Below are 19,650 nucleotides of genomic sequence, written 5' to 3'. Positions count from 1 at the left end.
ATTATTCTCCCAATAATTTATTTAATTCCTTTAAAATCAATTGGTTTTCCTCATGACTTTTAATTGCTATTCTCATATGACTTTTGTCTAAACCTATAAAGTTAGATGCATTTCTTATTAAAATATTACTTTCTTTGAATAACCTAAGCTTTAATTCTTCTGCATTTGTATCTTTTAATTCAATTAATATAAAGTTTGTATCTGTATCATATACATGTATTTTTTTAATTTTTCTTAACTCATTTAGCATATATGACCTTTCTTTAAGGTAATACTCCTTACTGGATTTTATATATTCTTCATCCTGAAAAATATAATTTGATAAAGCATCTGCAAAGGAGTTTACTGTCCACGGCTCTTTATATCTATAAATTTCTTCGATTAGTTTCTTATTACTAGTAACTCCATATCCCAGTCTAAGTCCTGGCATTCCAAAAAATTTCGTTACTGCTTTTATGATAAATATATTTTTGTATTTTTCCACATATTTTATTAAACTGTAATTTTCTTCTTCATGTACAAACTCCATAAAAGTTTCATCAACAATTAATAACTTATCATTTTTTATAATTATTTTTAAAAGTTCTTCTATGTTTTTTACTTTTCCATTTGGATTATTGGGATTGCATATAAATAAACTATCAAAACTATCTATATTCGCTTCTATTTCTTCTAAATTTACACTAAATTCATCATCTTTATTTAGCATAAAATTTATTATTTGTAAATTATTTAGTTTAGCTCCTCTTTCATATTCTGAAAAAGTAGGATTTAAAATTGCCAATCTTTTTTTAATATTTTTCATTAGAAGGTATATTATTTCTGTTGCTCCATTACCTGGGATAATATACCCGGAATTAATGTTTATGTAATTTCCAATGTTTCTTCTTAATTTTGTATAATTAATGTCTGGATAACTTTTGCATTTACTTAAACCTTCCAAAATATATTTTTCCAAATTGGGAACAACTTTTGGATTTATATTTGAGCTAAAATCTATTATATCTTCAATGTTTTTATTAAAAGTGTCTGCCATTATATCAACATTAGCTCCATGTCCTAAATCTTTCATAATTCTCCTCCTTTCTCTATTTACAGGCCAATTACTAAGTAGTAAGTAACTGTAAAAATTATTATTGATATTATTGATGATGAATACATTATTTTATTTGTTCTTACAATATCTTCAATTTCTATTTCTCTACTTTTATCTCCGATAGTTGGTTTGTACACTTCTTTTCCAAAATAAATATTTGTTCCACCCAACTGTATTTCTAAAGCTCCAGCTATTGCACCTTCTGAAAGAGCACAATTGGGACTTTTGTGATTTTTTCTATCTCTTATTCCAATTTTTAATGCGTTTTTAAAGTTAAATCCTGCAAGTAAACTACCAAGAGAAATCAAAATTACGCCAAGTCTTGCTGGTATGTAATTTGCAATATCATCTATTTTTGCTGATGCATATCCTAGATAATAGTACTTATCGTTCTTATAACCAACTGTTGAATCTAGGGTATTAATAGCTTTATATGCCATGGCAAGAGGTGCTCCCCCTATAAACCCATAAAATAATGGTGCTATTATTCCATCTACTGTGTTTTCTGCAACAGTTTCCACAGTCGCTCTTACTATTTCTTTTTCACTTAAGTTTGTTGTATCTCTTCCAACTATGTAAGAAAGCTGAATTCTTGACTTTTCTAATTCTCCAGTTTTTAATACCTTATATATTTTTGTAGATTCATCTTTCAAGCATTTTGTGGCTAAAGTAGTATAAATTAATATGGTGTTTACTGCGAAATATGCTATTTTATTAAATTCAAACAAATGTAGTACAATAGAAGTACTACCTAGTGTTACTCCTACAACCACAAACCAAAGAAAGAAACCTGCAATTTTTAGACCCTTATCAGATGAAGTAATTTTTCTTATTTGTTTTTCTACAAAACTAATAAGTTTGCCGATAAACCTTACTGGATGAGGGAATGAATAAGGATCTCCAACTATTAAATCAAGAGCATATCCAGTATATATGGATAAAAGATTCATATTATTCACGTCCTCTTTCTATAAAATTAGCTATACAATCTAAGTTATTATAAAAATGAGTATGTAGGTATGTTGCTAGAGTGTTACCCTTGCTATATCCACCTTTCCATTCATCAATAACTTTATCATTCTTTAACTTTCTCATATAATAAGCACATTCTTCTTCACTCTCAAAAACTGAATGATGAAATTCATGTCCTTTAATAATTTCTCCTTTTTTAGCTAGAATAGTATCTGTCTTCGCCTCACCAAAACAATATCCAAATCTTTTAAGAGAAGATGTCATTTTACTGCATCCTTTAAATATTCCAACCATATTGTAAATATCTTTGTTCTGATCTTCTAATTTTTCTCCAAGGTACATTAATCCACCACATTCTGCATATATTGGAATCTTATTAATATGGGCATTCATGATAGAGTATCTAATTTCTTTATTTTCGTCTAACTCTTTCGCAAAAATTTCTGGGAACCCTCCTCCTATATAAACATAATCACATTTTGGAAGTTTTTTATCACTAATAGGACTAAAGTACTCTATATTCATTCCCAACTTTTCAAATAGTTCTATATTCTCCCTATAATAGAAATTGAAAGCTTTATCATACGCTATAGCTATGGTTTTATTATTAACTTTATTATTTTCAATAAAGTCTCCTAATTCAAAAGATGTATCAAATTCTTCAGTTTCAGATATTTCTATTATTCTATCAATATTGATATACTTTTCTATTTCATCTGCCAAATTATCAAACTTGGCTTTTAATGAATCCATTTCTACTGAAGGTATTAACCCCAAATGTCTAGATTCTAAAGAAAATTCCTTGTTTGGAGGAAAATACCCAAGCACTTCCACACCCGTATATTTTTCAATAGCTTCTTTTAAAGTACTATAGTGAGATTCACTTTTTACATTGTTTGTAATAACACCAGCTATATTTACATTTCTATCTAACATTTTATATCCAAGCACCATGGCTGCTGCCGATGTTGCCATTGCCTTTGCATTTATAACTAAAATTACTGGCATTTTTAATAATTTTGAAGTATATGAGCTAGTGCAATCATCTAAATCAACTCCATACCCATCATATAATCCCATTACACCTTCAACTACTGAAATATCTGCATCTTTTGAAGAATTTTTTACTATACACTTAATTTTTTCATCTTCTAACATATAAGAGTCTAAGTTTCGTGAATATCTTCCAGTTATAAATGTATGGTAAGAAGGGTCTATATAATCAGGCCCAACTTTATATGGTTGTACTTTTAGATTTCTTTTTGTTAATGCTTGCATTATTCCCAGGGAAATTGTAGTTTTTCCTACTCCACTATTCGTTCCTGCTATTAATATTTTTTTCATATTTATCACCTAATCTGAATTATTTTAAACAACGGAGTTATCTGAAATTGCATGACGCCGGCGTAGTCGCTTAAAGCTGTAGCAAAGGCATCTCGTCGGCGCTATGAGCATAGCGAATTTTAATTCATTATTTCATATATTTTTTCCATGTCTAAATGTTCTCTTAAAAAATCAGCTAATTTGTCATATTCTTGATTTTTAAATTCACCAAAAGATTCAACTTTACTTTCTATTGGCTCTAAATTTTTCACTTCCCTTATATTATTTAATAAGGTTCTTGTAAAATCTATATTATCGAAAATTCCATGAAGATAAGTTCCAAATACATTGCACTGTTTATTAACATTACCTACTTGGTAACTAACTTTTTCACCTAATTTTTCTGCTACAGTTACAAAATTATTGCTATCTTCTTTTCTCTCAGTTACTCCCATATGGATTTCATATCCTCTAACTTCTTTATTACTTAAGTTTTTAAGATATCCAGTTAAATTTCCATCCACTATGGCTTTTACTTGTGTTGTTGTTTTTTGCAGTTCAAATGTAGTCTCAACATCTAAAAGTCCTATACCTTTCACTTCTTCTAAATTATTTTCCACATGATAAGGATCTTTTAAAACTTTACCTAACATTTGATATCCACCGCAAATGCCAATTACAAGCTTTCCTTTTTTATGTAATTCTTTTATTTGATTTTCTAAACCATTCTCTCTCAAGAACATCAAATCATCTATGGTAGATTTTGTACCTGGAATAATAACTATATCAGGATCTCCAAAGAATTCTCCATAATCCACATATCTAAGGCTTACATCTTCTTGCGTTTCAAAAATGTTAAAATCTGTAAAATTAGACATATGAGGTGTTCTCACAACTTCTATATGAATATCTCCTTTGTCTATTTGTTTCTTAAATCTTGTAGTTACGCTATCCTCTTCTTCAATTTTTATATCAGTATAAGGTATAACTCCAAGAACAGGAACTTTTATAATATCTTCTAGCATTTTCACACCAGAGTCTAAAAGTTCCTTCCTACCTCTGAATTTATTAATTATTACTCCCTTTATTCTTTTTTTATCTTCTTCAGGAAGTAATAATATGGTACCTGCTATTGATGCAAATACTCCACCTCTATCTATATCACCTATTAATATGACTGGTGCATCTGCTATTTGTGCCATTCCCATGTTTGATATATCTCTTTCCATTAGGTTGATTTCAGCACAACTTCCTGCACCTTCCATCACTACTACGTCAAATTTTTCTTCAAATTCTTTAAATATTTCATCTAGTACTTTTACTAATTCTAATTTATACTCATGATATTCCTTTGAAGACATATCACCTACTACTTTTCCTCTTACTATAACTTGGCTTTTGTTATTGCCACTTGGTTTTAATAATATTGGATTCATATCTGCAATAGGATCTATTCCACAAGCTTCCGCTTGAGAAACTTGAGCTCTTCCCATTTCTAAACCTTCTTTTGTTATAAAAGAATTCAGAGCCATGTTTTGAGATTTAAATGGTGTTACTTTATAACCATCTTGTTTAAAAATCCTACATAATCCCGTAGTTATTATGCTTTTTCCAACATTAGATGCAGTTCCTTGGAGCATTATTTTTTTTCCCATAGCATTAATCCTTTCTTTATTTTATATTAAATACCAAAAAATCCCAGCTCAAGTGGCTAGGATTTTACTATATAACATAAAATCAAATCTTCACCCCGAGATTTTTTTAAATAATTAATTTAAGCAGGTCTCCTGGCTTAACATCATTTTACTCCCATACCTTCCCATCAACTTGACAGTGGATATTATGGTTTCATCCGTTTCACAGTAGCGGGGGCTGCAAAGGCTTTTACCTTTTTCCCTAAAACTCAAACTAATTTTATTTAATTTTACAATTCTTACTTTTTTCACAAAAGATTTATATACCTTAATTATAGTTATTTTTATTAAGGTACAAAACATATTAATATTTTTTATATATATAATTATTATTAAATAATTATATATCGCTCAATTTCGTTAAAATTTTAGCTTATAGTTTATGACTTACTTTTAAAATTTCATAATTACACCTTATTGTATATTCAATGTTTTCATTACTATGACCTAACATCAGCGTTCCCCAGTAACAAATATAAACAATATATTTATTTCTTACCTCCATATTTATTCAATCATTAATTGGAGAGTTAAATTCTAACATGAACAAAGAAAAAAATCCATATTTTCAAGAAAATATGGATTTTATCTATTTTATATATTGTCTTTTTATTTTGCTATTTTATTTAGATTATCCCCAAAATTTTCACTCCAATAATTATATAAATCTTCCTCTTTTCTGAATAAAGGTAAGTTCATATTCTTATTAAGTTTTACAAGCCATGGAAGTTCCAGCCCTGCTTCTTCGATTTTTTCTTCATCTACAAATACTTCTTCAACATTACCTTCACTAATTATTTTGCCTTGATTTAATATATATACATAATCGCATATATCATAAATCAAATTCATATCATGACTAGTAATTACTATTTTCTTTCCTTTTTTATGCATCGATTTAATTATGTCTATAATAGCCTTTGTACTTTCAGGGTCTAATCCTGCTGTTGGTTCATCTAGTAAAACAAGGTTATTTTCCATAGCTATTACTGATGCGATTGCTACTCTTTTTTTCTGACCAAAGCTTAAGCTATGTACTGGCCTGTCAATAAAATCTTTTCCATTAACTGATTCTAATGCTTTATTTATTCTTATTCTTATAGTTTTTTCATCCATACCAATATTCCTAAGGGCAAATGCTAAATCATCGTACACCATTGAATAAAATATCTGTTTTTCTGGGTCTTGAAATACTATACCAACCTCTTTTCTTAAATTATATAAACTTTTTTTGTCATATTTCAGCTGGTTATTTTTATAAAGTATTTCTCCTTGTGTAGCTTTTAAAATCCCCATTAAGTTATTAAATAATGTAGACTTTCCTGAACCATTCGATCCAATGATTCCAATAATATCTCCTCTATCAAAATCCATAGTTATATTATCTAAGGCTTTTCTATTTTTGTCATATTTATATGTTAAATTATTTATTTTAAACATTATTAATCTTCCTCTACAATATAAAGAATTCGATTCGCTTAAGCCACTGCGTAGGCGCTCCACTTCATGTCACCAACATCTAAGTCTTCGCTACCGCTTCAGACTTATCCCGTTGCTCAAATTTTTTTATTATTTTACTATTTTATTGTTCTACTATGTAAAATGTTCCATCGTATAATTTCATGTCTAGAGCTATACTCATTTCATCATATCTTATCATCATTCTTTTAAATAACATATTTACTAATAATCCAAAAGAATTGTATCCATTCTTTAAATTTATATATCCAAACCTAAGTTCTTGAGATTTTCTTATATCTGCAACTTCCTCCATAAATATAAATATAAACCTATACATTAGCATGGAAATTTCTAAAACTATGTCTGGTAAATGTAGTTTTTTGAATACAAATATTAATTGATTAAAAGGTGTTGTAAGCATTATAAAATAAATGCAAGTCAAACATGATAATGCTCTAAAGAATAAATGTGTTGATGATATTATAGATTCATTTGAAACACCTATATATAAACTTCCTATTTTTATACTGTATAATAAGACTTCTTTATCTTTAGAAAAAGTCAGAAGTATCATAATTATACTGATAATTAAAAATACTAGGGGAATTTTAATAAAATGAATATAATCTTTTAATTCAATCTTTGCAATCCCAACTATAACCAAACTCATTATTGCTATAATAATTAAGGATATATAATTATAAGGATTAATTAAAGATAAAATTAGTAACAACATACCTATGGCAAATTTCATATTTGGATTTACTTTAGATAACTTATTTTTATAAGCATAATCATCTATTATCATTTAATAATTCATCTCTCATCTTTTTCTTAGTTCTAGTAGTTCCAATATAATATCCTATTATTCCTGCTCCAAATGCAGCTTGAGATGCAAATAATAAACTTTCAATCTCTCCACTTGCAGGCTCTATTATACTGCTAAACCATGGTTCATACTCTGGATTTATTTCAGTTATTACACCTTCAGCCTCTCCATCTGCTCCACCAAACTCTGCTCCTTTTTGAGTTATTAATGGGACAATAATTATAGCTAAAACTAAAAGAAGTAAAGTGATTGTTAATTTAATACTACTTGATTTTTTTCTTGTTGAACTTTGCATTATGCTAACACCTCTCTTTCTTCATTTTCAGTTATAAAGTTATAAACTATAACTGTAAGTAATCCTTCTGCTATTGCTATAGGTACTTGAGTAATAAAGAACACTCCTAAGAATTTTACTGCTGATACCATAAATCCACCTGCTGGATCTGGGAAAGCAAAACCTAGTTGGAAAGATGTTACAGTATATGTTAACAAATCTCCTAAAGCTGCTGCTAAAAATACTGCCATTTTTTTATCTATTTTATCTTTACATAATTTCCATATTCCAAAAGAAACTAATGGTCCTACAATTGCCATGGAAAAAGCATTTGCTCCTAAAGTTGTAATTCCACCATGCGCCAATAATAAGGCTTGGAATAATAATACTATTGTCCCTAAAACTACAGTTGCACTAGGTCCGAATAATATTGCTGCAAGGCCTACACCCGTTGGATGCGAACAACTACCTGTAACTGATGGAATTTTTAATGCTGATAATACAAAAACGAAAGCTCCACAAAGAGCTAATAATAATTTCTTTTTAGGTTGCTCTTTTACTATTTTAGTAATATTTTTAAGTCCTACTATAAAGAAAGGTATAAATATTACCCACCAAATTATTGCCCAGTTTACTGGTAAAAAGCCTTCCATAATGTGCATTGCATTTGAGATTACTGGTGTAGTCATTAACATAAATGCTGCTATTAATGACCATTTTACATTACTTTTTTTCATACTACATACATCTCCCTTTTAATTATTTTTAGGGTGTATATCTTATTATTTTAATTCATTTAACTAAGATTTCTTGTTGTAACTAAATATTTTGCTTACTTAATTAGTTGATAATTAAAAAAAGCCTAACCGAAAGGCTAGGCTCGTATCTCTTAATTTCCAACATAAAATGTTTTCTAATAAGATACTTCCTTCACCCCGAAGAAATTTCTTTTTATACTCTAGGCAGGTCTCCTGACTTAGCTTCATCCTACTCCTCACCTTCCCATAAAAAATTCACTACGTTCATATTACCAACGATATGACTTTGCTAATGCTTTAAACGACTACGTCGGCGCCATGCAATTTTAGTCAAATCCGTTGCTCAAATTCCATTCGTAACTTTTTTACAGTGGTTTGTTGAGTTTCGTCCACATTACAGTAACGGGGGCTGTAGAGGGTTCTCACCTCTTTCCCTATTAATCTTTAAAGAACCTAAAATATTTTTTATTATTCTTTCACTTTAATTCTATACCAATTTTTGTAAATATTCTATAAAAAGTTTGATTTTTATAAAAATGTATTAACAGATTTTCTTTAAGATTATTTTAAGGTTAAATTATTATACTCATGGTGTAAAACAATTGATAAAAGAGGTGAAAAATATGGCAATAAAGTCCTTTAAACGTTATGAGAAAAAGTTTTTAATAACAGAAAATCAATATAATGAATTAATTCCAAAACTTCTGGATTATATGAATCCTGATAAATTTTGTCAAAACAATAGAACTTACAGTATCTATAATATCTATTATGATACTGAAAATAGCGATGTAATAAGACATTCCATATCAAAACCATATTATAAAGAAAAACTCAGACTAAGAAGCTATACGATACCAACTAATGCTAATGATAGAGTATTCTTAGAATTAAAGAAAAAAATCAAGGGTATTGTTAGCAAGCGAAGACTTTCTCTGTCCTTAGGTGAAGCTTATGAATTTCTTTATAACAATAAAAGACCTGTGGTTAAAGATTATATGGATAAACAAGTACTTCATGAAATAGAATACTATATTAGTAAAACAAAAGTATATCCTACTGTATTTATATCTTATGAAAGAAATGCTTTTTTCTGTAAGGATAATCCTGATTTTAGAGTAACATTTGATTCAAGAGTTTTGACTAGAAGAAATCATCTACTTTTAGAAGAAGGAAGTTTTGGTAAAGATGTCGTTGGAGATGGAAAATATCTTATGGAAGTAAAGATATTAGGTGCCATACCTTTATGGTTTACAAAAGTTTTATCTGAACTTGAAATTTATCCAACTCATTTTTCAAAGTATGGAAATGAATTTATGAAATATTGTTTAAATAATAAAGAAAATAATGAAATAAAAATAGGAGCTGAAATATGTTAGAAACAATAATATCCTCAACAACAGGAGAATCATTTACTCTTATTAATTCTCTACTAGTAATAGGTACATCTATTATACTAGGAATTTTAATAAGTGTAGTTTATATGAAAACACATGAAAAAGATAATTTTAATTCTGGATTTAGTACAACCTTAATTATGTTGCCTGTAATAATATCTATAATTATCCTATTAGTTGGCAACAATGTAGCTAGAGCCTTCTCTTTAGCTGGAGCATTTTCCATAATTCGTTTTAGGAGTGCCCCAGGAGATCCAAAGGATATTGCATATATATTCTTTACTTTAGCAATTGGGCTTACTTGTGGTATGGGATATATTACTTATGCTGTTTTATTTACTTTAATTTTATCTGCTGTAATGATTGGATTACATATGACCAAATTTGCAGAGCCTAAAAATAAAACAATGCAACTTAAAATTACTATTCCAGAAAACCTAAATTATGAAGGTGTATTCGAAGAAGTATTAGATAACTACACTAATTCTTATAGTATACAAAGAGTTAGAACTAGGGACTTTGGTTCTTTATTTGAGCTGACTTATACAATAAGTTTAAAAGCCAATTCAAATCAAAAATCTTTTATGGACGAGTTAAGATGTAGAAATGGTAACTTAAACATTACTCTTACTCTTGCTAATACTAACTATGGTGATAATTAATTTACTTCCCCTTAAGTCTTTTTAAGGGGCTTTATTGTATAATAAAATAATAAAAAAATTCGCTTAGCTCATGTCGCCAAAATTGAGAAGCATATTGTCAATGATATATCCTCATTACTACTTAGGATAATTCCATTGCTCAAATTTACTTCATGAAGTTGAAGCAGTTTGGAGGATAACATATTGAAACTTTTATTAGTAGAAGATGAAAAGCAACTTTCTGAAGCTTTAAGCCAAATATTAATTAATAATAAATATAGCGTAGATGCAGTTTATGATGGAGATAATGGACTAGAATATGCTCTAACAGATATTTATGATGTCATTATTTTAGATATAATGCTTCCTAAATTAAACGGTCTAGAAATTTTACAAAAACTGCGAAAAGAAAGTATATCTACCCCTATACTCTTATTAACCGCGAAAGATTCTGTTGATGATAAAGTAACGGGTCTTGATTTAGGTGCTGATGATTACTTACCAAAACCCTTTGAGCCAAAAGAATTACTAGCAAGACTTAGGGCAATATCGCGAAGAAAAGGTGAAGTTATAAATGATAGCTTGTTAACTTATGGCGATATCAATTTAAATCTATCTAATTATGATTTAAGCTGTAGAGATTCTGCAGTAACTCTTACTCAAAAAGAGTTTGAAATATTAAACTATTTTATGCAAAGACCTAAAAATATTGTAAGCAAAGACGATTTAATAACTAAACTTTGGGGATTTGATTCTGATGTTGAATATAACAATATAGAAGTTTATATCTCTTTTCTGAGAAAAAAGCTTACTTTTATTAACTCTTCTGTAAAAATCACTACTATAAGAAGAGCCGGATATAAACTGGAGAAATAATAATGTTTAAAAAGCTAAAAACCAGATTTATTTTAATCAATATGACTTTGCTCACTATAGTTTTTATAAGTATTTTTAGTTTTCTTTATTTTATGACTAACCACAGCATTAATAGAGAAACAAATATGAATATTGATTCTCTTATGAATAATAGTCCAAAACAAAAGCCTAATAGTGGCAATATTGTAGTTGAGCTTGATAATAGTGGAAATATTACAAATTATTTTGTCCACCTAAATTATGATATGACTACTGTGAAATTGCAAAACGCTATAAATACTATTTATGAAAGTAATAAGAATAATGGTAAAATTAAAATAGATGATTATATCTATAAGTATGAAAAAAGGAGTTTCAGGTTTTTTTCAAAGATTGTACTTTTGAATATTACTTCAGAAGAGAGCTTAAAAATAAGATTAATTCAGATTTTTGTTTTGGCCGGATCAATAAGTCTTATTTTTCTTTTAATAATAAGTATTTATCTTACTAATAAAAGTATTGAGCCTATTAAAGAGACATTTAATAGACAAAAACAATTTATTGCAGATGCTTCTCATGAATTAAAAACACCTTTGACCATAATTAAAACAAATACTTCATTATTGCTTAGTAATCCTGAAGATACTATAAGAAATCAGTCTAAATGGATTAAATATATTGATTCTCAATCAGATAGAATGTCTGAACTAGTAAATGAAATGTTATCTCTTGCAAAGTTAGATGTGGAAAAAAATAAATTGATATTTTCTCCAATAAATCTTAGTAATATGATAGAAAGTATGCTCTTAACCTTTGATGCTGTTATATTTGAAAATAAAATTACATTGAATACTAATATTAATAAAAATATAATGATAAATGCTAATGAAGAAAGTATAAAAAAATTGTTTAATATTCTTATGGATAATGCCGTAAAATATACAAATAAAGAAGGTTGTATATCTGTCAACTTAGTTACAGATAAGTCTAAATCTAGGTTAATTATTAAAAATACTGGAGAAGGGATTCCCAAAGATAAATTAAATAAAATCTTTGAAAGGTTTTATAGGGCTGATGATTCTAGAGATAGAGAAACTGGTGGATATGGACTTGGTCTATCTATTGCAAAATCTATTGTTACCCAGCATAAAGGAAAAATTTATGCTTCTAGTAATTTAAATAAAGATGCTACTTTTACAGTAGATTTACCACTTTTTCCACAGTAAAAACATCATTTTCTCTCAATCAACCATCTTAATAGGTTGAAATTTACGATTTATCCATAAATTATAAATCCTTTTCATATAAAAAGACTGTATATAATTTGTATACAGTCTTTTTTAGTAATTTAATTATCAATCCTACTCATCTAACTCTTCATCTATATTGTATCTCATTAAATAAGTATCTGTTTTCGTACTTGTCCATGAGCCCTCACTTACTTGCTCCATAGGCATATGACTTATATCAACTGCATCATATATGGGATATTTTGAATTTAGTTTTTTTGTTGAATAATTAGCCAAGTCTACAATATATAAATTTTTATCATTTTCATAATAATTTTCTTCATTTTTATAAATAGCAGTGTAATAAGATGTATTTTCATATTTTTTAAACTTTGTATTACTCATTACATCTAAAAGTGTTTCAATATCCATATTATAATATCCCATTGAACTAAACATAAAAGTCTCATCTTCACTTTCATATGTTTTGCTTGTATTTATACTGTAGCTTTTGCCGTTTGTTGATATAAAATAAGTTTTATTATTTTGATCTTTTATAGTATAAGATAATCTCCTTATTTTATTATTTTTATTGTATTCTAAATCAAGGGATTCTACACTAGCTAAATCATCTATACTTAGTTCTTTTTTTATAACTTCATAATCACTTCTTAAACTTTTAATACTTATATTTTTTATAGGTATATTTCTATCTCTATATTCTACATTATTATATATTATTGAATTTAGCACACCTACACAAAGTATAATAAGCCCCATAATACTTGCTTTTTTCTTTATCACACAATTTACTCTTTCTTTGTTTTTCATAAAAGCTAAATATATAATAATGCCTATAGGAATTATAGCAGTAAAACTTTCAAATTTAAAATTAAAAGTAAATGCACCTAATAAATAAAACCCTATCAGCTTTAGTCCTAAGTAATTTTCAATTTCTTCTTTTTTGTTATATAAATATATTAAATATAATATTGCAAATATCAGCAATCCCATGCTTAATATGTTACTTTCATTTATGTATTCTATAAACTTATAAATAGATTCCATTCTAATGTCCCCCAAATATTGTAATTATTTAAATTTTATCATAGTAGTTTTAATTTATATATTTACAATATATTACAATATTTTGATTATTTATTAATCACTTCGTTAAAATACATATTTGTAAACAAAAAAGATTACCTAACTTAGAAGTTTCCTTAGGCAATCTGTTCTTTTCTAAATATAATTTTTATATACTTTCCATACTATCATTATTATTGGGTTGTGTACTTTCATTGTTATCTGGTTGATTTGGTAATGTCATTCCATTGCCTCTTCCTCCACCACCTTTTCCAGGTTGAGTCCTGTTATCATTACTTGATGCACCATCTTGAGTTATGTTCGTTATAACCTCTGAAATTTTACTACTTCCTACTTCACTTCCTTTAGTATAGCTTCCTCCTGAATATAATCCATCTTTTTCTTCTCCGCTACAAGATCCCCCTATATAGACTTTATATGTTTCATTTGATTTTATATTTGAGGTGCATATAACTACTGATGAGTAAATTTTAGTAGGTGCAAAAGTAACCACATCATCATCTTCTTCTGACTCTACCCTTATTAAAGTATTTGCTTCTTGAGAGGTTAAGCTTATGTTTATAGTATTTAGTTTAGATGAAGAACTTGGAGTTTGAACCATTCCTAAACTTCCTGCTGCAATTAAAGTTCCTCCACTCATGTTAAACTCACCATCATAGTCTAGTGCTCCATTACCCCCATTAGTAGGACCATTTACTATAGCAGTTCCTCCTGTAATTGTAAAGTTCCCATTAGCGTCTAAACCATCTCCATCAGCATCTATAACTAAGTATCCACCATTTATTGATGCTGTTCCACTCGTTGTTGACTGCATACCATTTTGTCCTGGTCTTCCATTTGTGGATGATCCATCTGCTCCACCGGCTGCATTCAGACCATCATCGCTAGCTACCACGTGTATATTTCCATCATTTATAGTTATATCTGTGCCTTCTATGCCTTCATAAGACTTATTTATATTTAAAATTCCTCCGTTTATCTCTAACTCAGCATCTGCATGTAATCCGTCATCTCCTGAAGATATTTCTATTTCACCATTATTAATTAATAATTTATCGTTAGAGTGAATTGAGTCATCAGAAGAATCTATATTAATTTTTCCATCATCTAATTGTATTATAGAACTTGCTTTAATTGCTTTTGCACTAGTACTGTCTTCTGTATTTTCAGTAGATGTATTGTTTTGAATAGGCTCACCAGGTCTTACTGGTTGCTGACCACCCCATTGTCCCCATCCATCTTTGTTACTACTATTTGCACTACCTCCACCAGTTGAAATTTCTATATTTCCACCTGCTATTAATAAGTTAGTTTCAGCTTGTACACCGTCTTGATCTGCTGTAATTTTTATTGTTCCTCCTTCTAAGGAAACATAACCTTTGTCTTCTTCCTCTGCGTTATATGCTTGTATACCATCTCCACCAGAATCTATAGTTAACGTTCCACCTCTAACTACAACAGAGTCTTTTCCTTTGATTCCATCTCCTACGGATTTAACACTTATTTTCCCACTTTCTATCATTAAATCATCTTTACTGACAATACCTTTATCGTAATTAGCATTAACCTCCAATGATCCATTTCCTATAAAAGTAAGGTCTTCTTTACTAAATATTGCTGCATCCGGATTATTTTCTGATTCATCATATGATTCACTATCTGTGATTTTATTTTCACTATTTTCTCCTAGAGCAAATACTGTCTTTTTTGAACTTAATATTTGAATTGGTGAGCTATTTTTACAAGTAATATCCACACCATCTAAAAGAATATATGTCTTCTTCTCTTTATCTGTATTTACTATAATCTGTCCATCACTTAATTTTCCACTAATGCTATAAGTTCCTGCCGTATTTATAGTAATAATATTTCCATCAACTTTTATACCACTACCATCCACTGTAGTATTATTATCAATTAGTTTTATATAGGTATCTATATCCTCTATTGTTTCCACTTCTTCACTTGATTGACTTAATAATGTTGTTGCATTTTCGTTGGTCGCTGTACTAGCATTTGTTCTGCTACTTGTACTTTCTTTAGATGTATTATCACTTTTATTTGAACATGCCGTCATACTTACACATAATGAAAAGACTGATAATATTGATATTAATTTTTTATTCATAGGTTCCCTCCTCTATAAAAGTCTTTCTTCTTATGAAAAATAGTATCATTCTTATCTTAAAGTAATCTTAAATTGATATATAAAATCTAAATTTCCTTTAATGTAAAAAAGAAGGAGTTTAATCCTTCTTTCTTTGCTAATCATTAATACTTATATCTCCAGTTTTTACATTTGCTGTTATTTGACTTATTGGATTATCGCCATACTGTCCTAAAAAGTAGTCTGATGATTGTGATACATTACTAAATTTTAAACCTGTATCTATTTCACCAAAACTTTTGTTTCCCTCAAAATTAAAACTTAAATCTCTATTTATATATAAGTCTATATCTCCAACTTTTGACTTAATACTAAAATCACCCTTTAAATCTTCTATATCACAAGAAATATCTCCAACTTTAGATTCTATATTTCCTTTTCCACTAAATTTTAATATATCAATATCTCCTGTTTTACAATCTATAACTATCTCTTTTCCTTCTAATGAATTAAAATCAACATCTCCTACCTTACTGTCTATAGTAATTTTCTTTGAATTTATTTTTTGATTTCCATCGATGTCACCTGTTTTAATATTAATATCTAGTTTATTCAGATTTAAATCTGAATTAAAAGTTATATCACCGACTCTATTATTAATGGTTATATTTTCCTTATATGACTTTGGAATTTTCATTTCAACTTCTAAATAATATCCGTTAAATATTCCAAATATATTTCTACTTGATTTATTGTTAAAATCTCCAATATTTAAAGTCTGTGATCTAACTTCTGCATTTATATATTTTTTATTTTTCAATTTTTTGTTAGACTTTACAATTACTTTTATATTCTCTTCATCATTTTCAGTAATAACTAAATTACTAGTATTAAAATCTGTTTTTATATTTTTTATATCATCTATATCATCAAATTTTAATTCTTTTACCACTTTCATATTAGAAAGTGTAAATCCTCTAGTAAAAATATTACCTGAAAATGTACTTCCTCCCCATCCTTTTATGCCTATTGCTAATACTACAGCCAACAAAATTGCAACAATAGACCAAGCAATCATCCTAAATTTAATCCAATTCTTATCATTCATTAATCTATCTCCTTATATTCAAAATAAGCTCTTATTACTTTTTCTATAACTGCACCTATTATAAACATTACCCACGTTATATGCCATGCACCTGTTGTAAAACTTATTAATAAATATATTGCTGTAATTATTGCCCACATAGCACTTTCAATGGATTTTCTTACTCTTCTACTTTTATTAGTTGTACTTTTCCATTCTTTAAAGTCCTCTACTAAAGTATCATCTTGTTTTAAATATTGTGGCTTTGTCATATTGTTATAAATTAAAAGCCCTGTAGCACATGCTATTAATAAAAACATTACTACAATTCCTAAAGTTTCAAATCCAACTTCTCCAAAAACTATTACACTTACAGGGCATAATATATACATCATTACTGCTATTGCTGTAATTTTTGCATTTTTTTTCTTATCCCAGCTTTCCTTTGTAATTTGCACTGGATCTTTATCAAATAATTCATCAATACTTCCTATATTTGAAATTACTTTATTATACGCGTTTTCATCATCCATATTACTTTCCAATAAATCATAATATTTATCTAATAAGTTCGCTAAAAGCTCTTCCTTAAACTCCTCAGACTTTCTTGTTTTTGGAGTATTCTCAAACAAATCATTTACATATTCTTTTATTTTTCCTTCATAATTTCCAATCATGATATACTATCCTCCTTAAATTAAACTATCAATTATTTTTTTAGCTTCTTCCCAATCTAACTTATTTTGTTCATAAATTTGTCTTCCCATTTCAGTGATTGAATAATATCTTCTTCTAGCTCCTATTCCTTCATTTCCCCAATACGATGTAATTAACTCAGCTTTTTCTAATCTTCTAAATGCTGAGTATAATGTAGCTTCTTTTAATTCATAAAGATTATTTGTTTTTTCTTTTATTACTTTATTAATGGCATATCCATAACTATCACCTTTTATAAGTTCATTTAATATTATGGTGTCTGTATGTCCCCTTAGCAAATCTGATGTAATTGACAAGAATAGCATCTCCTTTTTCCTCATTTTACCATTATAGTAACTTTATATACTTCGCCTGTCAAGGTATATATATAAATATAATATGTTTTTTCTTATAATATGTTAATAATAAAAAATAGTAACTATATTAAATATATATAATATAGTTACTATTAACATCGGTTTATATTACTCTTGTACTTTGATATCGTAATCAAGCTAAAAATGCCTTATACCACTATGTTTCTTATTTTTTATAATTAATTAAATGTAAGTCTTCGTAGAAACAATAAGTACACAGGAAGCCTACAACATACTTTCGTATAAATAAAAAAGAACTCTAATTACTAGAGTTCTTCATCTACAATTCTCTTATATTTTATATAACTTACTTATGTTTTTATCTATAATTCTACTTTCCATAATCCATGAAGATTACAATAAGCATATGCTTCTAATACTTTATCATCTTCATTTAAAGTAAATTCTATAATTGGATCACTATCTATCTCTAAATGTTTACGTTGCACACCTTGTGTAGTTAACAGATATATCCAACTTATATGATGCTCTTGTATCATAGGATGTAATGTGCTTCCAACTTGTACTTTTACTTTGTTTTCATTTATATTTAATACTGGTATATGTTTTTCTACTGAAGCTTCTGTTGTATTTGCCACTAGCTCATTCATGGTTTTACCACAACATACTACTTTAGGTCCTTTATGGTCTATCATTTCTATTAAATTTCCACAAATACTGCATATAAAAAATTTTTTTGAATTGTTCATTCTATAACCTCCTCCATATTAAATCCTCAACCATTAATAATTGTGATTATTTTATCCCCTCCAGATTGTAACCTCCTAGATAATAATACAAGTATAATTTATTATATACTCTTAATTTTATCTTATATATAATTATGGCTACTGTCAATCTCACTCATTCTATCTACCTACTTTCCAGATAATCATTCAAAAGTTGATTACTTATAGTAAGCATACTAATGCACTGTTTCTACTAACTTATAAATCAAATGAAACAAATAAAACCTTTTTATAATACCTGTTGTTATATTTGTTAATTTTACTCATAAGACTTTCTATTACTCTAAAAACAAAAAAGTTGCTATGATTATTTAGCAACTTTTAAATAATTTTAAAACTTATTTAATATTTTGACTTTATACTAAGCTTTGTATCTTCATCAATTATATTCCTCATTAATTTAAGTTTTCCATTATCTTCAAAATATTGTAATCCATATTGCAAATTAAATTCATAATCAAAATCATCAGGATTTTTCCCTTGATTGTGTTGAACTATAGTTTCAAGTTTATCCATAGCTTTTACAAGATTAGCTTCTTTTGTAGAACACTCATTATATTCTTTCCATAAATCATATATTTTTCCACCCAAACTTTCTGGTAGTGTTGTTAACATTCTTCTCATGGCTTTTTCTTCCATATGTGATTTATTATCATCTGAACTTTGAAGTTTTGCTGATATATCACCATCATAAAGTTCACCCAAATCATGAACTAAGCTCATCTTTATTGCTTTATTAATATCAACATCTTTAAAGTCCTCTTCTAAGACCATTAACAACATTGCTAATCTCCAAGAATGCTCTGCTGTAGATTCTCTACGACCAGTTTTTGTCCAAGCAGTTCTTGTTACTGATTTTAATCCCTCTATTTCTTTTATAAATTCAATTGTTTGATTAATTTTATTCATAACTACTCTCCTGTATATATATGTTAATTATACTTTATCATACTAATATTATTAAGTTACATGACATATGTCATTCATACATATACATT

At 28.0% G+C, this 19,650-nt stretch carries 19 protein-coding genes and 2 riboswitches; of the genes, 4 read left to right on the top strand and 15 right to left on the bottom strand.

What is annotated here, in order from left to right:
• Window position 1 precedes the first annotated feature (1 nt).
• The 8 genes from QX51_RS00310 to QX51_RS00275 form a co-directional block, all read right to left on the bottom strand.
• Entirely contained in the window at window positions 2–1,072 is a 1,071-nt protein-coding gene (locus QX51_RS00310) for a pyridoxal phosphate-dependent aminotransferase (protein ID WP_039677900.1), read from the bottom strand.
• A 20-nt stretch (window positions 1,073–1,092) separates the two neighbouring features.
• Window positions 1,093–2,046 (bottom strand): adenosylcobinamide-phosphate synthase CbiB, encoded by a 954-nt coding sequence (gene cbiB, locus QX51_RS00305; RefSeq protein ID WP_039677899.1) that lies wholly within the window; start codon window positions 2,044–2,046, stop codon window positions 1,093–1,095.
• A 1-nt stretch (window position 2,047) separates the two neighbouring features.
• Window positions 2,048–3,412, bottom strand: coding sequence for a cobyrinic acid a,c-diamide synthase CobB (locus QX51_RS00300; RefSeq protein ID WP_039677898.1), 1,365 nt, complete (start codon window positions 3,410–3,412; stop codon window positions 2,048–2,050).
• A gap of 119 nt (window positions 3,413–3,531) precedes the next feature.
• Entirely contained in the window at window positions 3,532–5,046 is a 1,515-nt protein-coding gene (locus QX51_RS00295) for a cobyric acid synthase (protein ID WP_039677897.1), read from the bottom strand.
• A 105-nt stretch (window positions 5,047–5,151) separates the two neighbouring features.
• A riboswitch (cobalamin riboswitch) is annotated at window positions 5,152–5,313 on the bottom strand.
• A 381-nt stretch (window positions 5,314–5,694) separates the two neighbouring features.
• Window positions 5,695–6,525, bottom strand: a complete 831-nt coding sequence (locus tag QX51_RS00290; RefSeq protein WP_039677896.1) for an energy-coupling factor ABC transporter ATP-binding protein — start codon at window positions 6,523–6,525, stop codon at window positions 5,695–5,697.
• Between the two features lie 142 nt (window positions 6,526–6,667).
• Complete coding sequence (cbiQ, locus tag QX51_RS00285) at window positions 6,668–7,354, bottom strand: cobalt ECF transporter T component CbiQ (RefSeq protein WP_039677895.1); 687 nt, start codon at window positions 7,352–7,354, stop codon at window positions 6,668–6,670.
• Complete coding sequence (locus QX51_RS00280) at window positions 7,341–7,670, bottom strand: energy-coupling factor ABC transporter substrate-binding protein (protein ID WP_074078802.1); 330 nt, start codon at window positions 7,668–7,670, stop codon at window positions 7,341–7,343. The genes cbiQ and QX51_RS00280 overlap by 14 nt, the downstream gene beginning before the upstream one ends.
• A complete protein-coding gene (locus tag QX51_RS00275) occupies window positions 7,670–8,386 on the bottom strand; it encodes an energy-coupling factor ABC transporter permease (protein ID WP_039677894.1) in 717 nt (238 codons plus the stop codon). The genes QX51_RS00280 and QX51_RS00275 overlap by 1 nt, the downstream gene beginning before the upstream one ends.
• Window positions 8,387–8,593: 207 nt before the next feature.
• Window positions 8,594–8,879, bottom strand: a riboswitch (cobalamin riboswitch).
• Window positions 8,880–9,030: 151 nt separating this feature from the next.
• Here QX51_RS00275 and QX51_RS00270 point away from each other — a divergent pair.
• From QX51_RS00270 to QX51_RS00255, 4 genes are all read left to right on the top strand, one after another.
• The gene (locus QX51_RS00270) at window positions 9,031–9,786 is read left to right on the top strand and encodes a polyphosphate polymerase domain-containing protein (RefSeq protein ID WP_039677893.1); all 756 of its coding nucleotides are present in this window, start codon (window positions 9,031–9,033) and stop codon (window positions 9,784–9,786) included.
• Complete coding sequence (locus QX51_RS00265; protein WP_039677892.1) at window positions 9,780–10,466, top strand: DUF4956 domain-containing protein; 687 nt, start codon at window positions 9,780–9,782, stop codon at window positions 10,464–10,466. Before QX51_RS00270 ends, QX51_RS00265 begins: the two co-directional genes overlap by 7 nt.
• 183 nt (window positions 10,467–10,649) lie before the next feature.
• Window positions 10,650–11,321, top strand: coding sequence for a response regulator transcription factor (locus QX51_RS00260; RefSeq protein WP_039677891.1), 672 nt, complete (start codon window positions 10,650–10,652; stop codon window positions 11,319–11,321).
• A 2-nt stretch (window positions 11,322–11,323) separates the two neighbouring features.
• Window positions 11,324–12,526, top strand: a complete 1,203-nt coding sequence (locus tag QX51_RS00255) for a sensor histidine kinase (RefSeq protein ID WP_039677890.1) — start codon at window positions 11,324–11,326, stop codon at window positions 12,524–12,526.
• Between the two features lie 135 nt (window positions 12,527–12,661).
• Here QX51_RS00255 and QX51_RS00250 read toward each other — a convergent pair whose 3' ends face one another.
• The 7 genes from QX51_RS00250 to QX51_RS00220 all read right to left on the bottom strand — a co-directional run bounded on the left by QX51_RS00250 (window position 12,662) and on the right by QX51_RS00220 (window position 19,561).
• Window positions 12,662–13,597, bottom strand: coding sequence for a hypothetical protein (locus tag QX51_RS00250; protein WP_039677889.1), 936 nt, complete (start codon window positions 13,595–13,597; stop codon window positions 12,662–12,664).
• Between the two features lie 187 nt (window positions 13,598–13,784).
• Window positions 13,785–15,764, bottom strand: coding sequence for a carbohydrate-binding domain-containing protein (locus QX51_RS00245; protein ID WP_052232779.1), 1,980 nt, complete (start codon window positions 15,762–15,764; stop codon window positions 13,785–13,787).
• Window positions 15,765–15,900: 136 nt separating this feature from the next.
• A complete protein-coding gene (locus QX51_RS00240) occupies window positions 15,901–16,851 on the bottom strand; it encodes a DUF4097 family beta strand repeat-containing protein (RefSeq protein ID WP_039677888.1) in 951 nt (316 codons plus the stop codon).
• Window positions 16,851–17,507, bottom strand: a complete 657-nt coding sequence (locus QX51_RS00235; protein ID WP_039677887.1) for a permease prefix domain 1-containing protein — start codon at window positions 17,505–17,507, stop codon at window positions 16,851–16,853. The genes QX51_RS00240 and QX51_RS00235 overlap by 1 nt, the downstream gene beginning before the upstream one ends.
• Window positions 17,508–17,522: 15 nt before the next feature.
• Complete coding sequence (locus QX51_RS00230; RefSeq protein WP_334291535.1) at window positions 17,523–17,852, bottom strand: PadR family transcriptional regulator; 330 nt, start codon at window positions 17,850–17,852, stop codon at window positions 17,523–17,525.
• 374 nt (window positions 17,853–18,226) lie between these two features.
• Complete coding sequence (locus QX51_RS00225) at window positions 18,227–18,613, bottom strand: desulfoferrodoxin family protein (protein ID WP_039677885.1); 387 nt, start codon at window positions 18,611–18,613, stop codon at window positions 18,227–18,229.
• 381 nt (window positions 18,614–18,994) lie between these two features.
• Window positions 18,995–19,561 carry an HD domain-containing protein gene (locus tag QX51_RS00220; RefSeq protein WP_039677884.1) on the bottom strand — a complete coding sequence of 189 codons (567 nt, stop codon included), beginning with the start codon at window positions 19,559–19,561 and terminating at the stop codon, window positions 18,995–18,997.
• Window positions 19,562–19,650 lie beyond the last annotated feature (89 nt).

This window comes from Terrisporobacter othiniensis, from assembly GCF_000808015.1.
GTDB classification, from domain to species: domain Bacteria; phylum Bacillota; class Clostridia; order Peptostreptococcales; family Peptostreptococcaceae; genus Terrisporobacter; species Terrisporobacter muris.
The sequence above is the reverse complement of the archived record's forward strand: the minus strand, read 5'-3'. Positions and strand labels throughout refer to the sequence as shown.

Bases quoted from the DNA above. Each gene is read 5' to 3' on its own strand.
- QX51_RS00310 (WP_039677900.1), bottom strand. From the start codon at position 1,072: ATGAAAGATTTAGGACATGGAGCTAATGTTGATATAATGGCAGACACT.
- cbiB (WP_039677899.1), bottom strand. From the start codon at position 2,046: ATGAATCTTTTATCCATATATACTGGATATGCTCTTGATTTAATAGTT.
- QX51_RS00300 (WP_039677898.1), bottom strand. From the start codon at position 3,412: ATGAAAAAAATATTAATAGCAGGAACGAATAGTGGAGTAGGAAAAACT.
- QX51_RS00295 (WP_039677897.1), bottom strand. From the start codon at position 5,046: ATGGGAAAAAAAATAATGCTCCAAGGAACTGCATCTAATGTTGGAAAA.
- QX51_RS00290 (WP_039677896.1), bottom strand. From the start codon at position 6,525: ATGTTTAAAATAAATAATTTAACATATAAATATGACAAAAATAGAAAA.
- cbiQ (WP_039677895.1), bottom strand. From the start codon at position 7,354: ATGATAATAGATGATTATGCTTATAAAAATAAGTTATCTAAAGTAAAT.
- QX51_RS00280 (WP_074078802.1), bottom strand. From the start codon at position 7,670: ATGCAAAGTTCAACAAGAAAAAAATCAAGTAGTATTAAATTAACAATC.
- QX51_RS00275 (WP_039677894.1), bottom strand. From the start codon at position 8,386: ATGAAAAAAAGTAATGTAAAATGGTCATTAATAGCAGCATTTATGTTA.
- QX51_RS00270 (WP_039677893.1), top strand. From the start codon at position 9,031: ATGGCAATAAAGTCCTTTAAACGTTATGAGAAAAAGTTTTTAATAACA.
- QX51_RS00265 (WP_039677892.1), top strand. From the start codon at position 9,780: ATGTTAGAAACAATAATATCCTCAACAACAGGAGAATCATTTACTCTT.
- QX51_RS00255 (WP_039677890.1), top strand. From the start codon at position 11,324: ATGTTTAAAAAGCTAAAAACCAGATTTATTTTAATCAATATGACTTTG.
- QX51_RS00250 (WP_039677889.1), bottom strand. From the start codon at position 13,597: ATGGAATCTATTTATAAGTTTATAGAATACATAAATGAAAGTAACATA.
- QX51_RS00245 (WP_052232779.1), bottom strand. From the start codon at position 15,764: ATGAATAAAAAATTAATATCAATATTATCAGTCTTTTCATTATGTGTA.
- QX51_RS00240 (WP_039677888.1), bottom strand. From the start codon at position 16,851: ATGAATGATAAGAATTGGATTAAATTTAGGATGATTGCTTGGTCTATT.
- QX51_RS00235 (WP_039677887.1), bottom strand. From the start codon at position 17,507: ATGATTGGAAATTATGAAGGAAAAATAAAAGAATATGTAAATGATTTG.
- QX51_RS00230 (WP_334291535.1), bottom strand. From the start codon at position 17,852: ATGCTATTCTTGTCAATTACATCAGATTTGCTAAGGGGACATACAGAC.
- QX51_RS00225 (WP_039677885.1), bottom strand. From the start codon at position 18,613: ATGAACAATTCAAAAAAATTTTTTATATGCAGTATTTGTGGAAATTTA.
- QX51_RS00220 (WP_039677884.1), bottom strand. From the start codon at position 19,561: ATGAATAAAATTAATCAAACAATTGAATTTATAAAAGAAATAGAGGGA.